This is a genomic window from Corallococcus sp. CA054B (genome assembly GCF_003611625.1).
In the GTDB taxonomy this organism is placed as follows: Bacteria; Myxococcota; Myxococcia; order Myxococcales; family Myxococcaceae; genus Corallococcus; species Corallococcus coralloides.
This window is the reverse complement of the sequence record NZ_RAVY01000034.1, coordinates 47,659-59,937: the sequence shown is the minus strand read 5'-3', so window position 1 is coordinate 59,937 and position 12,279 is coordinate 47,659. Positions and strand designations below refer to the sequence as shown.

Below are 12,279 nucleotides of genomic sequence, written 5' to 3'. Positions count from 1 at the left end.
CACCCGCCCTCCAGCGCCACCGCGTCCACCTGCCCTCCCGCCAGGGCCCACGCTTCAGCGGAGAGCACGACCTGCCCGGGGCCACCCAGGCGGCTCGCCAGCCCCAGCTGGGTGATGGCGGGGCCCGCGACCAGGGGCAGCCCACGGCCTTCCACGCCGCCCAGCTCCAGGAACGCCAGCGGCCCCGCGCCAATCGCCGCGCGCTGCATGAGCGCCACGTCGGGCACGGGAGAGAAGCGATAGAGCTCCTGACACACCCTGCGGGCGCACTGCGTGGCGAGCGCGATGAGGCGCGGCAGCGCGGAGGGCTCCGGGGCGGACCAGAGCGCCAGCGCCGCGTCCCCCGCGAAGAACAGCACCTCTCCGCCATGCCCGGTGATGAGGTCGGTCATCCGTCCGAAGTAGCTGTTGAGCACCTCCGAAAGCAGCTCCGCGCCCTCCAGTCCCCGCAGCGACAGCCGCTCGGTGAGCTGCGTGAAGCCAGCCACGTCCACGAAGAGCACCACCCCCTGCAGCCGGGCCTCCGCCGGCATGACAGGCGTTGGCCCCCGCGCCGCGAGGGTCCTGACCAGGATGCCGGGCACATAGGGCGCGAGGTCTGCCATCAGGGGGAGGTCAGGCATGGGATTGGGAGTACGGGACCCAAAGCCTTGCACTCTCTTCAGCCCGTGTCATGTCCCCCACCTGGAGCCGGCGGACAGACTGTCACGTTGGCACGGCGCTCCAGGGGGACGAACAGGCTCTGGACTGAGTAGGCGATAAAAGAGGCGAGCAGGGAGGGCGTCAGCAATCCCCCCAGGCCGTGCCGCATGTGCATGACCTCGTAGAACCGGCGGCAGGCATTGGCGTTGCGGGACGTCAGGTCCAGCATCAGGGTGAAGCCCCGCTGCACCAGTCCCAATCCAGGAGGGCGGCGCCCCCGGGCCTGCGGATACTGGAGATCCATCGTGGTGGACATCCACCAGGGCATGGCCAGCACCCGCGCGAGCTCGCGCTGGAAGCGCCGGGCGAAGCCCTGACGCGTGGCCCGGGCCTGGGCGGAGAGCATCCGGGCCAGGAGGTCCGTCCCCTTGCTGATGACCGTGAGGCCCTGCGCGTAGATGGGGTTCAGGGCGCACACGGCGTCCCCCAGGAGGATGAAGCCCTCGGGCCACCGCGCCATCCGCTCGTAATGCAGCCACCGGCTCGACGGAATCCGGTGTGTCACGGGGGCTGACAGGGGCCGGGCGTCGCGGAGGGCGCCGTGGAGCTCGGGCCGGGCCAACGAACCGGCGAACGCCAGGAACCCCTCCGCGTCCGTGGGCGCATGCTGCCCGAAGTACCCTCCCAGACTGACCAGCCACCGGCCGCCCTCCACGCAGGAGATGACGCCCGTCCTCCATCCCTCCGGGGCGCGCGGATAGACGACGAGCACCTTCCAGTCCGGCAGGGAGGAGGGCCGCTCGAAGAAGCAGCTCGTGTAGGCCAGATCGATCTCGACCTGCTCCACGTCGGGCCGGCCGTAGCCCAGCTCCTCCAGCCAGCGGCTGCCCCTGGAACCGCGCCCGCTCGCATCCACCACCAGCTCCGCCTCCAGGGCCTCCTCGCCGCCGGGACCTTCCAGCAAGACACCGGTGACACGGGTGCGGGAGGGGTCCGCGAGCAAGGCCTTCACGGAGCACTCCGGACGCAGCGTCACCCCCGGCAGCGTGGCCACCCGGCCGCGCACCTTCCATTCCAGGAAGGCGCGAGTGCAGAGCACCGTCCGGATGTCGCTGACGAAGCGCGCCTTCCAGGCACCGGCATGAAACCAGGCGGAGTCACGGCCCATGTCACCCGGCTCGGCCCCTTCCGCGCACAGCTCCTGGACCAGGCCGGGAAAGAGTTGCTCCAATGCCTCGCGTCCCGCCTCCAGCAATGCGTGGACATGCCGGGCCTGGGGCACGCCCTTGCGGGCCTCGGGACCCGCGGGGAGCGAATCCCTTTCCAGCAGGGTCACCTGCTCGAAGTGCTCCGAAAGCACCCGCGCGCTCAGCAACCCCGCGATGCCTCCGCCAATGACAACGGCCCGCTTGAATCCCAGAGGATGGAGGTCGGTGGATTGCAAGAGGTCCCCCTGACAACGCCATCCATCGGTCCGCGAGTACCGCCCCCTCGGAATGGATGAGAGACGCAGCGTACCGGAGAGCCGGGATTTTCTTCCAGCCCCCGGCCAACCCCCTAGGATGAAAGGCTTCACCGCCGCCTGGAGCCGCTCACATGTTCCTCGCCTCGCTGCTGTCCGCGTTCGCTGGCGCCTGGATGTTCGCGGCGGCGCCGTTCACCGTCACGATGAAGTCCGCGGGCTACTCCGCGCGCTCGGATGGCGAGACGGTCACCATCACCTGGGTGGAGCCGAAGAGCGTCGCCGCCGAGGCGGGACTCCAGGAGGGCATGAAGGTGCAGCGCATCGACATGCCGGCCCGGGCCTTCATCAAGGTGCCCCTGGCCCAGCTCGACGCGGCGGACCTGCAGGACGCGCTCACGCCCCAGCCCGCCGAGTCGCTCTGGCTCAAGGTGGAGCGGGCGAAGGGCACCACCCAGGTCGTCCTCCAGAGCCGCGAGCCGCTCCCCGACAATCCGTTCCCCAGCGTCCCGCTGACGCAGGCCCAGATGGAACGCCTCACCCCGATGCAGTCCGGGCTCTATTACGCGCGGCTCCAGCAGGCCGTCCTGGAGGAACACGAGCGGCCCCGGTTCGACGCCATGCAGGCCACCACCGCCTACGTGATGCAGGGCAAGCTCGTGGGGGTGGAGGGCGGCGGCGCCACTCCGCTGTGGCTCCACCCGCGCATCGACCTGCAGGCCACCTGCCTCACCGGCGTGGAGTCGGTGGAGCTGGTGAGCACCGCGAAGGGAGTGCGCCGCACCCTGGGGCCCGAAGACTCCCGCTACCCGGGCACGAAGACCTTCGATTTGACCCCGGCGCTCTGGCCGGTCCCGCGGGTGCTCCAGCAATGTGAGGGAGAGCCCAAGCCCCTCGAGCAGTCCCTGCGCATCAAGCTGACCTGCAAGGGGAAGCCAGCGCTGGAGCGGGATGTCGCCATGAAGCTGGCCGTGCGATGCAACGTCCCCTCCCCGGTGACCCCGCGGCCCCTGGACCTGCGGGAGCCGTGGGACTTCATGGTGGGGGACAAGACCCCGCTCCAGGTGGACGTGTCCGCGCATCAGCTCATCCCCCGCCCCACCGAGGCGACGCTGGTGGAGGTGGACGCCAAAGGCAGGGTGACCCGGCGCCTGATGCCGCTCCCCCTCGGGAGGAACGCCCACGCGCCCAGCATTCCGGTCAAGGTCGCGCTGGACACGACGGTGGCGCGCACCGCGAGGCTGGCGATGGAGGCGCGCTTCTCCGACGGAAGCACCTGGCTCAGCGAACCGCGGACGCGGGACATCCGCTCCCAGGCGCAGCGGGAGGCGGATGACCGGGAGGCCGTCGAGGCCCACGCGAAGCTGGAGGCCTTCGGAAAGCGCCTCGCCGCGAGGTTCCCCGACCCCTGCGCGGACCTGCCCGCCACGATGAAGTGGCTGGAGGCCCAGCCCGACCTCGAATACGCCTCCTCCGAGGAGGACGGCCACTCCTTCGCCTACAAGGTGAAGGGCGCGCTCGCGCCCCTCATCTTCTCCTGCCACCGCCATCGCTAGCGGCCTCGCGGGCGCTACAAGCGGCCGAGGATCTCCGCCTTCTTCTCCTCGTACTCGCGCTCGGTGATGAGGCCGCCGTCGGCCATGCGCTTCAGGTCCTCCATCGCCCGGACCGGATCCGCCGGGGGCGATGGCGGGCTGGCCGGGGCGGCCATCGCGAAGCCGGTGATGACGACGCGCTGGGGCTGCATCGGGTCCACCATCACCTGGACCCGAAGCCCCGGCCCCCAGGTGGCCGTGCTCGAATGAGGCGGCAGCCGCTTGCTCACCCGCGCCTGATAGGGAGCACGGCCGGGGAGGTGAACCTCCAGGAGCAGCTGGAGGACCGGGCGCTTGTCGATGCGGATCGCGGTGTCCCGCACCTCCAGCACCGTGGCCTCGCCGGCCCTTCCGTTCTTCAACTCCGTGCGATCCAGCCCGGCGCCCAACAGCCCCAGCAGCCCCCCCTTCGGTCCGAACGCCACGCCCAGCCCTCCCACCACGACGATGACGAGGACGAGGAGCGCGGGGTCGGAGGTGATGGCGTCGAACATGGGGCTTGCAGCCTAGGGGATGTTGATGCGCGAGTGCAGGGCCCGGCCGTCATACGCGGCGGCGCCGCAGCGCGCGCGGGCCCAGTCGCCGTTCACCGCGGAGCAGACGCGGAAGGCCTGGATGTTGGAGAACGGCACGTTGATGCCCGGCGTGTCGCAGCGCCCCGTGTAGCTCCAGGACAGGCTCTTGTTCACGGCGCCCACGCCGATGCACGGGCCAATCCACGCGCCCGTGTCCCGCCGCTGCACGTCGATGGAGTACTGCGCCAGCGTCTCCTCCTCGCTCCACTCCAGGTCCACGAAGGGCGTGACGCCGCCGGGCAGCTTCAGGGACACGTCGTCGGAGATGCCGTCATAGGCCTTCTCCACGGAGGGACCCCAGACGTTGTTGTTGGAATAGAAGAGGCGGAACGCGGCGATCTCCCCCTTCGTCACCACGCGGTCCCCCGCGCTGCGGCACACGCCGTCGAACACCGTCTTGTTGGCCTGCCCCAGCAGCACCACGGACGTGCACGGCCCCACCACCGAGCCATTCTTCAGCACGACATCCAACGAGTAGCTGTAGCCCGCGAGCCGGTTCCAGCGCACGCTCACCTGGTTGAGCGACGTCATCGCCCCATCCGGCTTGAACGCGACGCGCTGCTTGTACGTGCTGCGTGAGGTGAGGTTGCCCGCGCTGTCGAAGGCGCCCTGATGGAAGATGTTGAAGTACTCGCCCCGCCGCTCGACGATGACGTTGTGGCCGTGGGACTGCACCAGCCGGCCCGCGGAGTTCTTCAGCGGCAGGGACTGCCGCCGCACCGCCCGCGCCCGCGTGAGCTCCGGGATGGAGTCCGCCATCACGTAGTACATGGCGTACTGGCTGTTGTACCAACCGCCGCTGAAGACCATGTAGTAGCGCCCGTCGCGCTTGAAGAGCTCCGGCGCCTCGTTGATGCCCTCCTCGTAGGCCGGCGTCGCGAACACCGCCGGACCCGCGTGGTTGTAGACGGTGCCGGGCGCGGACTGCTTGAACGAGGAGATGTTGTTGCCGTTCTGGAACCAGACATAGAAGAGCCAGCGGTCCGCGCCGTCGTTGAACGTCGCCGAGTCGATCCGGATGTTCCGGTTGCACCCCTGCGGCAGGCACGCCGTGCCGGTGGTGGTGCGCGGCCAGGTGGTGTTGGCGTTGATGGGCTGGGGCACCCCGAAGACCAGGTTCAGGTCCGGCGCCGTGGCGACGAAGGTCGTCACCTCCTGGCCCGACGGCGGACACGCCGCGCCGTTGGGCACCCGGTGTCCGGAGAAGTGGAGCTGGTAGACGCTGCCCACCTTGCTCAGGTCCGGCGCCCACAGGAAGCAGTAGTCGTAGGTCGGATCCGCCGCGGACGGGTTGTAGTCACGCTTGAAGCGGAACGCCGTCAGGTCGTTGGACTCATACAGCGGAATCAGCACCCCGTTGCCCGTGCCGGTGAGGAAGAACAGGTCGTCGTTCTCCTTGTAGACGTCCGGATCCGCCAGCCACTGCATCAGCAGCGTGCGCGAGTTGTCCTGCGCGAGAGCGCTCCCGGCGAAGGTCGTGGTGAGGAGGGACAACAGCAGGACGGCTCGGACGGGCTTCATGAGGCCTCTCCATGGAAGTCTTGAAATTCAAGCTTCCAGGGAAGGCCCGGACCACGCAAGGCCGATGGGTTTTGACCGTCCGGCGACGATCCGCTATACCCGCAGACTTCGATAATGAATATCAATTTCACTTGACCCCACCTTCATCTGGACTGTCTTTCCCGTGAGCACCTCTCCCCGGCGGTTCCCTCCCCTCCTCGCGGCCCTCATCGGGGTCGCGGTCATCGCGTTCGCGGTCTTCTTCTGGGGGGGCCCTCGGGCTCCGGCCCCGGCTCCCGCGCCCTCGGAAGGCGCGGCACCGGCTGCCGCGGCGGCCCCTGCTCCGGGAGCGGGCCGGACCATCGCCCACGCGCAGGGCAGCACCGTCGTGACCGAGCACCCGAAGCAGGTCGTGGTGTTCGACCTGGCGGCGCTGGACACGCTGGACGCGCTGGGAGTGGACGTGCAGGGCGTGGCGGGTGAGTACTTCCCCGGCCAGCTGGCGAAGTACGGGGACGCGAAGAAGTACCCGCGCTACGGGACGCTCTTCGAGCCCGACTACGAGGCCCTGCACGCCGCCCGGCCCGACCTGGTCATCACAGGCGGCCGCTCCAGCGCGAGGTACACGAAGCTGGCCGCCATCGTGCCCACCATCGACCAGACCACGGACGACGCGCACTTCCTGGACACCGTGGTGGGCAACACGCAGCGGTTGGCGACCGTCTTCGGCAAGGAGGAGCAGGCGCGCACCCTGGTGGAGTCGCTGCACCAGTCCATCGCGACGCTGAAGGGCACCACCGCCAGCCGGGGCAAGGGGCTCATCGTGCTGACGTCCGGAGGGCGGATGAGCGCGTACGGCCCGGGCTCGCGCTTCGGCGTGCTGCACGACACCTTCGGCATCCCGCCCGCGGCTCCGGCGCTCAAGGCGTCCCTGCACGGGGAGGCCGTGGGCTCGGAGTTCATCCTGGAGACCAACCCGGACTGGCTGTTCGTCATCGACCGGGACGCGGCCGTTGGCGAGGGCGGCGGCGCGCAGCGGATCCTGGACAACGAGCTGGTGCACCAGACGACGGCCTGGAAGCAGGGACAGGTCGTGTACCTGGAGCCGGCGAACACCTACCTCATCGGCGGCGGCATCCAGTCCCTGCGGCGCCTGATGGAGCAGATCTCCGATGTCTACGCGAAGCCCCGACAGCCCCCCGCTCCCTGAGACAGGCTTCGTCTCGCGCGCGCCGTCCGTGGCCGCCCGCGACGTCCGCCCGCGCACCGAGCCGCTGCCCGCGACCGGCGCGAAGGGCGGCCCCCTCCCGCTGCTCGCCGTGGCGGTGCTCGGAGTGCTGGTGCTCGCGGGCGTGAGCCTGCTGATTGGCGTGAGCCACGTGTCGTGGGAGGCGCTGCTTTCGCCAGCGGAGCACCAGCGCGCCGTGCAGGTGCTGGTCATCAGCCGAGTGCCGCGCACGCTGGCCCTGGTGCTGGCGGGCATGTCCCTGGCCGTCGCGGGCCTCATCATGCAGATGCTCGCGCGCAACCGCTTCGTGGAGCCCTTCACCGCGGGCACGGCGGAGTCCGCGAGCCTGGGCCTGCTCGCCGTGACGCTGCTCGCCCCCGGCCTCCCCATCCTCGCCAGGACTGCGGTCGCCGCCGGCTTCGCCATGGCGGGCACGGCGCTGTTCCTGTTCATCCTCCGGCGCATTCCGCTGCGCTCGGCGCTCGTCGTGCCCGTGGTGGGACTGGTGCTGGGCGCCATCTTCGACGCGGCGACGACGTTCTTCGCCTACCGCTTCTCCCTGCTGCAATCGCTGATGGCCTGGACCACGGGCGACTTCTCCAGCGTGCTGCGCGGCCGGTACGAGCTGCTCTGGGGCGCGTTCGTGCTGACCGTCATCGCCTACGTCGTCGCGGACCGCTTCACCGTCGCCGGCATGGGCGAGGCCTTCACCACCAACCTGGGCCTGAGCCACCCGCGCATCATGGCGCTGGGGCTGGCCATCGTCGCCATGGTCACCGCGGTGGTGGTGGCCACCGTGGGGATGATTCCCTTCATCGGGCTCGTGGTGCCCAACGTCGTCAGCCTCATCGTGGGTGACAACGCGCGCCGCTCCATCCCATGGGTGGCGGTGATGGGCGCGGGCTTCGTGCTCCTGTGCGACATCGTGGGGCGGGTGGTGCGCCAGCCCTATGAGATTCCCGTGGGCACCGTGGCGGGTGTGGTGGGCAGCCTCCTCTTCCTCCACCTGCTCCTGCGGAGGGACGACCGTGTCGGCTAGCGCGCTGGGCATGGAAGGCCATGAGCGGCGGCTGCTCCTCCTGGGAGGCCTGGCCACCTTCTGCGTGGTGGTATTCATGACCGTGGATGCCGGCGGCAAGTGGGACTTCGTGCTGCCGTTCCGCGCGCGCAAGGTCGCAACGGTGCTGCTGGTGGGCTACGCCATCGCCGTCTCCACGGTGCTGTTCCAGACCGTGGTGGAGAACCGCGTCCTGACGCCCGCCATCATGGGCTTCGACACGCTCTACCTGCTCCTGCAGACGAGCCTGCTCTTCTTCCTGGGCTCGCGCACCATGGCGAGCCTGGACACCCGGCTGCTGTTCACGGTGGAGGTCGCCATCATGGTGGCCTTCTCCGCGGTGCTGCACCGCTGGCTGTTCGAGGGCGGCCGGAGGAGCGTCCACCTGCTCTTGCTCACGGGCGTGGTGCTGGGCGTGCTGTTCCGCAGCCTGTCCAGCTTCCTCCAGCGCCTCATCGCGCCGGGCGAGTTCGACTTCCTGCAGGACCGCTTCTTCGCCAGCTTCAACAACCCGGACCCGGACCTGCTCATCGTCTCCGCGCTGATGACCCTGGGCGCGTCCGTCCTGGGCTTCAGCCTGATGCGTACCTGCGACGTGATGAACCTGGGGCGCGACGTGGCCATCAACCTGGGCGTGGACCACCGGCGCACGGTGTCGCGGCTCCTGGCGGTAGTGGCGGTGCTGGTGTCGGTGTCCACGGCGCTGGTGGGGCCGGTGACCTTCTTCGGGCTCCTGGTGGCGAACCTGGCGCACGGGCTGGTGCGTTCGCACCGGCACGCCCACGTGCTGCCGGCCGCCGTGTTCCTCGCGGTGATTGGCCTTCTGGGCGGTCAGCTCGTGCTGGAGCGCGTCTTCTCCTTTGGCGCCAACCTGCGCGTCATCATCGAGTTCCTGGGCGGCCTGATGTTCATCACCCTGCTCATGCGAGGCGTGCTGCGATGATCGAAGCCCGGAACGTGTCCCGCCGCTACGGAGACACCGTGGTGGTGGACGACGTCACGCTCCAGTTCCCGGAGAAGGGCGTGACGTCCATCATCGGGCCCAACGGCGCCGGCAAGTCCACCCTGCTGTCCATGGTGAGCCGCCTGTTGCCGCTGTCCTCCGGCACGGTGCTGGTGGACGGCATGGACGTGGTCCGCACGCCCGGCGACGCGCTGGCGCGCAGGCTGGCCATCCTGCGGCAGGACAACGCCGTCACCTCGCGGCTCACCGTGCGCGACCTGGTGACGTTCGGCCGCTACCCGCACTCCAAGGGCCGCCCCACGGTGGAGGACCGCGCCTTCGTGGAGGGAGCGCTCCACCACCTGGGCCTGGAGCCGCTCGCGCACCGCTTCCTGGACGAGCTGTCCGGTGGCCAGCGCCAGCGCGCCTTCGTGGCCATGGTGCTGTGTCAGGACACGCACTACGTGCTCCTGGACGAGCCCCTCAACAGCCTGGACATGAAACACGCCGTGGCCATGATGAAGGAGCTGCGGCGCGCGGCGGACACGCTGGGCAAGTGCGTGGTGCTGGTGCTGCACGACCTCAACTACGCCTCCTGCTACTCCGACCACGTCATCGCCATGCGCGCCGGGAAGGTCGCCTTCCAGGGGACGCCGGAGGAGCTGATGCGCCCCGCGGTGCTCCGCGACATCTATGACATGGAGATCGACATCCACCTGCTCGACGGGAAGCGCATCGCGGTCCACTACCGCTGAGCCCGGGATGTGACACGCGTGTCGTTCCGGGGCCGGAAGGACGGCGGCTCCGGACAGCTGTTCCCTCTGGGACATCCTGGCACCGGGCTTGCTCAGGGGCCCGGGCACCATGTCCCTCTCCCGCGAAGCCTCCCCGAATCCCGGCCTGCGTCATTGGGCCACCCGGCTGATTCTGTTGGTCGCCTGCGCCAGCGTCGTGGCCACGTCCGAAGGCGTGTCCGACGACGTCATCTCCGAGCCCTACACGGGCGCTCCCCTGACCCTCACGACGGAGGCGCCCAAGCTCACGCGGTCCATCAACGTGAAGGTCACGGTGCCGAAGGCGCCGTCGAAGACCGCCGAGGGGGAGCTGACGGTGCAGGTGAAGGCGCGATGGACGCCGGCGGACCCCACGCAGACGGCACAGCCCTGGATGCGCGTCTCGATGTCCCGGGCCGGGGAGACCACCTTCTCCTGGCCCGCGCACTCCGTCGTGCTGGAGGCAGGGACGGAGGTCGTGGCGCAGACCGTCGCGTACCTGGATCCGAACTGTGAGCTGGGAACGGAGTGCGGGTGGGGCACGGACCTGACCATCGAGCTGCAGCCGGACGCTGGCGCCGGCACGGTCGAGCTGGAGTGGACGGGAGTCGCCCGGGCGCGCGTGCTGAACTCGTCCGACCTTCCCAAGGACATGAGCGTGAGCGTCTCGGAGCCGTGACCCCTGCCCTGGAACCGCACATGCGCCCTGCCCTGCTGCTGCTGTTGACGCTGACGGCCTCCGCCCCCCGGTGCCCATCCCCGGCTGCGCGTGCATGCCGCCGGCCGCAAGGGCTCCGGCGTGGAGGTGTCCCTCGTCGACGTCGCCTTCGTGGTGGAGCCCCGCTGGGAGCTGTCTGGAGAAGCCAGCACGGGGCTTCAGCCCTGGCATCGCGTCCGCATCGTGGATGAGCGCGATGACAAGGTCCTGAGCGAGCACGTCTTCGTGCTCACGCAGCCGAACGTGCCGGGCGTGAGGAAGCTGGGGTTCCCCGTGTCGATGGAGGACTCCGCCTCCCGGCTCGACGTCACCTACCGCCTCGAGCTCGACTGGCAGGGAGCGCCCGCCGAGGGCGCCATCCAGGTCGGCTGGAAGCCCCAGGTGACCGTGGAGACCGACAAGGAAGACAAGGACGACGTCGAGTTCACCTTCACGTCGCTCTGAGGAGCCCCCTCCACTAACCGGCGGGGTCCGTCTCCGCCGGTGGTGGCGCGGCGTCCTCCTCGGCCTCCGGCTTCCGCTTCCTCTTCCGGAAGCCCCAGCGGATGAGCTGCCCCGCGCCCAGGGCGGCGGCGGTGCCCGCGACCACTCCGCCCACGAGCGCTCCCGGCGGCCCGCCCACGGCCATGCCCACCAGCGCTCCGGCCTTCATGCCCGCGACGGCACCGGTGGCGCCCGCCGCGGATTCGCCCACCCGCTGGGCGTATTCGCCGCCGTCGATCTTCCCGCGCGCCAGCTGGACGCCGCCGACCACGGCGTCCACCGCGACCGTCCCCACGGCCAGGGCCGCGTTGGAGCGCACCAACGTCCCCGCCGCCTTCTTGAGCACCTGACTGGCGGCGCTGCGCGCGAGGACAGCGGCGCCGGCCTGCACTCCAGCCCCCACGGCGCCCTTCGCCGCGCCATCCATGGCCGCGACCCCCGCGTCCTTCGCGGTGTCCACCACCGCCTCGCGTCCGCCCTTGCGCCCCTTGAACGCGTCGATGCCGTTGCTCACGCCCGAGAAGACGGCGGTCAGCGCTCCCGCCACGGCGCCGCCGGCCACGGCACCGCGACCCGCAGCCTGCCCCACGTGTCGCGCGACGTTCTGCTGAGGAACCCGCCCGAGCCCGGAATGTCCCTTGCGAGCACGCCGGGCCAGCTTCACCGCGTTCTTCTTCGTCAGCGGCTTGCTGCGCACCGTTTCGTACTGGAGCCGGTCACTGGCCTTCCCAGCCGTGTCCTCGTAGTGCTTCGCCTGCGCGGGCCGCTTGCCGGCGTTGCGCGCCGCCTCCCGCCTGGCGGTCTCGCGGATGCCGTCCAGTTGGTCCGCGGGCCCGATCTTCGCCTGTCCTTCGTAGCCTGGATGGGAGAGCCCCTTGGCGGTCCGCTCCGCGGTCCCCAGGTACTTCACCTGGGCGTCGGCCATCTTGACGCCATGCTTCAACACCTCCACGTCGACGGCATCATGGGGACGCCCCACGCTGACGGTCGTGTGGGCCTGGAGCTCCAGCCGGCCCTGGAGCGCGGCCTCCGCGTTGAAGGTCGCCACATGGAACTCCTCCGCCACACGCCCTGCGAGCTGTGCGTCGGTGGCGTTCACGTACTGTCTTCCCAGCAGGTCGATGGCGGCTTCACCCTGCCGCAGGAAGTCGTTGGCGACCTGGGCGCTGACATTGTGCTGGGCCGCGTTGCCCGCCGCCGAAACCGACGCGGCGCTCGCCGCCCCTGCGCTGGAGACGGGGATACCGGCCTGGGGTGTCTTGGATTGATCTGGCTCCACGGGAAGTGAAAGCCTAGTTCATCC

Annotated in this window: 12 protein-coding genes; 7 read left to right on the top strand and 5 right to left on the bottom strand. The window is 70.0% G+C overall.

Translation table 11 applies throughout. From position 1 onward, the window contains the following. Both D7V80_RS11540 and D7V80_RS11535 read right to left on the bottom strand, forming a co-directional pair. On the bottom strand, positions 1–605 hold a 605-nt coding region (locus tag D7V80_RS11540), incomplete at its 3' end, for an adenylate/guanylate cyclase domain-containing protein (protein WP_199738505.1). Between the two features lie 56 nt (positions 606–661). Then, on the bottom strand, positions 662–2,086 hold the full coding sequence (locus D7V80_RS11535; RefSeq protein WP_120588197.1) for an NAD(P)/FAD-dependent oxidoreductase: 1,425 nt from the start codon (positions 2,084–2,086) through the stop codon (positions 662–664). A gap of 152 nt (positions 2,087–2,238) precedes the next feature. Here D7V80_RS11535 and D7V80_RS11530 point away from each other — a divergent pair, with 152 nt between their 5' ends. Then, positions 2,239–3,660: a hypothetical protein gene (locus D7V80_RS11530; protein ID WP_120588196.1), complete on the top strand. Its 1,422-nt coding sequence runs from the start codon at positions 2,239–2,241 to the stop codon at positions 3,658–3,660. Between the two features lie 14 nt (positions 3,661–3,674). On the opposite strand, the gene D7V80_RS11525 is transcribed toward D7V80_RS11530, so the two are convergent. Both D7V80_RS11525 and D7V80_RS11520 read right to left on the bottom strand, forming a co-directional pair. Beyond that, complete coding sequence (locus tag D7V80_RS11525) at positions 3,675–4,193, bottom strand: SHOCT domain-containing protein (protein ID WP_120588195.1); 519 nt, start codon at positions 4,191–4,193, stop codon at positions 3,675–3,677. A 12-nt stretch (positions 4,194–4,205) separates the two neighbouring features. Then, positions 4,206–5,795 (bottom strand): family 43 glycosylhydrolase, encoded by a 1,590-nt coding sequence (locus tag D7V80_RS11520; protein WP_120588194.1) that lies wholly within the window; start codon positions 5,793–5,795, stop codon positions 4,206–4,208. 163 nt (positions 5,796–5,958) lie between these two features. On the opposite strand from D7V80_RS11520, the gene D7V80_RS11515 reads away from it, so the two are divergent. The 6 genes from D7V80_RS11515 to D7V80_RS11490 all read left to right on the top strand — a co-directional run bounded on the left by D7V80_RS11515 (position 5,959) and on the right by D7V80_RS11490 (position 10,937). Next, a complete protein-coding gene (locus tag D7V80_RS11515) occupies positions 5,959–6,984 on the top strand; it encodes a siderophore ABC transporter substrate-binding protein (protein ID WP_120588193.1) in 1,026 nt (341 codons plus the stop codon). Beyond that, positions 6,947–8,041 (top strand): ABC transporter permease, encoded by a 1,095-nt coding sequence (locus D7V80_RS11510; protein WP_233585265.1) that lies wholly within the window; start codon positions 6,947–6,949, stop codon positions 8,039–8,041. The genes D7V80_RS11515 and D7V80_RS11510 overlap by 38 nt, the downstream gene beginning before the upstream one ends. Continuing rightward, positions 8,031–9,002 (top strand): iron chelate uptake ABC transporter family permease subunit, encoded by a 972-nt coding sequence (locus tag D7V80_RS11505; RefSeq protein WP_233585264.1) that lies wholly within the window; start codon positions 8,031–8,033, stop codon positions 9,000–9,002. Before D7V80_RS11510 ends, D7V80_RS11505 begins: the two co-directional genes overlap by 11 nt. Then, positions 8,999–9,757 (top strand): ABC transporter ATP-binding protein, encoded by a 759-nt coding sequence (locus tag D7V80_RS11500; RefSeq protein WP_120588191.1) that lies wholly within the window; start codon positions 8,999–9,001, stop codon positions 9,755–9,757. Before D7V80_RS11505 ends, D7V80_RS11500 begins: the two co-directional genes overlap by 4 nt. Before the next feature lie 109 nt (positions 9,758–9,866). After that, the gene (locus D7V80_RS11495; protein ID WP_147447048.1) at positions 9,867–10,454 is read left to right on the top strand and encodes a hypothetical protein; all 588 of its coding nucleotides are present in this window, start codon (positions 9,867–9,869) and stop codon (positions 10,452–10,454) included. A 90-nt stretch (positions 10,455–10,544) separates the two neighbouring features. Then, on the top strand, positions 10,545–10,937 hold the full coding sequence (locus tag D7V80_RS11490) for a hypothetical protein (RefSeq protein ID WP_120588189.1): 393 nt from the start codon (positions 10,545–10,547) through the stop codon (positions 10,935–10,937). 13 nt (positions 10,938–10,950) lie between these two features. On the opposite strand, the gene D7V80_RS11485 is transcribed toward D7V80_RS11490, so the two are convergent. Next, positions 10,951–12,255, bottom strand: coding sequence for a hypothetical protein (locus tag D7V80_RS11485; RefSeq protein WP_120588188.1), 1,305 nt, complete (start codon positions 12,253–12,255; stop codon positions 10,951–10,953). Positions 12,256–12,279 lie beyond the last annotated feature (24 nt).

Bases quoted from the DNA above. Each gene is read 5' to 3' on its own strand.
- D7V80_RS11530 (WP_120588196.1), top strand. From the start codon at position 2,239: ATGTTCCTCGCCTCGCTGCTGTCCGCGTTCGCTGGCGCCTGGATGTTC.
- D7V80_RS11525 (WP_120588195.1), bottom strand. From the start codon at position 4,193: ATGTTCGACGCCATCACCTCCGACCCCGCGCTCCTCGTCCTCGTCATC.
- D7V80_RS11520 (WP_120588194.1), bottom strand. From the start codon at position 5,795: ATGAAGCCCGTCCGAGCCGTCCTGCTGTTGTCCCTCCTCACCACGACC.
- D7V80_RS11510 (WP_233585265.1), top strand. From the start codon at position 6,947: ATGTCTACGCGAAGCCCCGACAGCCCCCCGCTCCCTGAGACAGGCTTC.
- D7V80_RS11500 (WP_120588191.1), top strand. From the start codon at position 8,999: ATGATCGAAGCCCGGAACGTGTCCCGCCGCTACGGAGACACCGTGGTG.
- D7V80_RS11495 (WP_147447048.1), top strand. From the start codon at position 9,867: ATGTCCCTCTCCCGCGAAGCCTCCCCGAATCCCGGCCTGCGTCATTGG.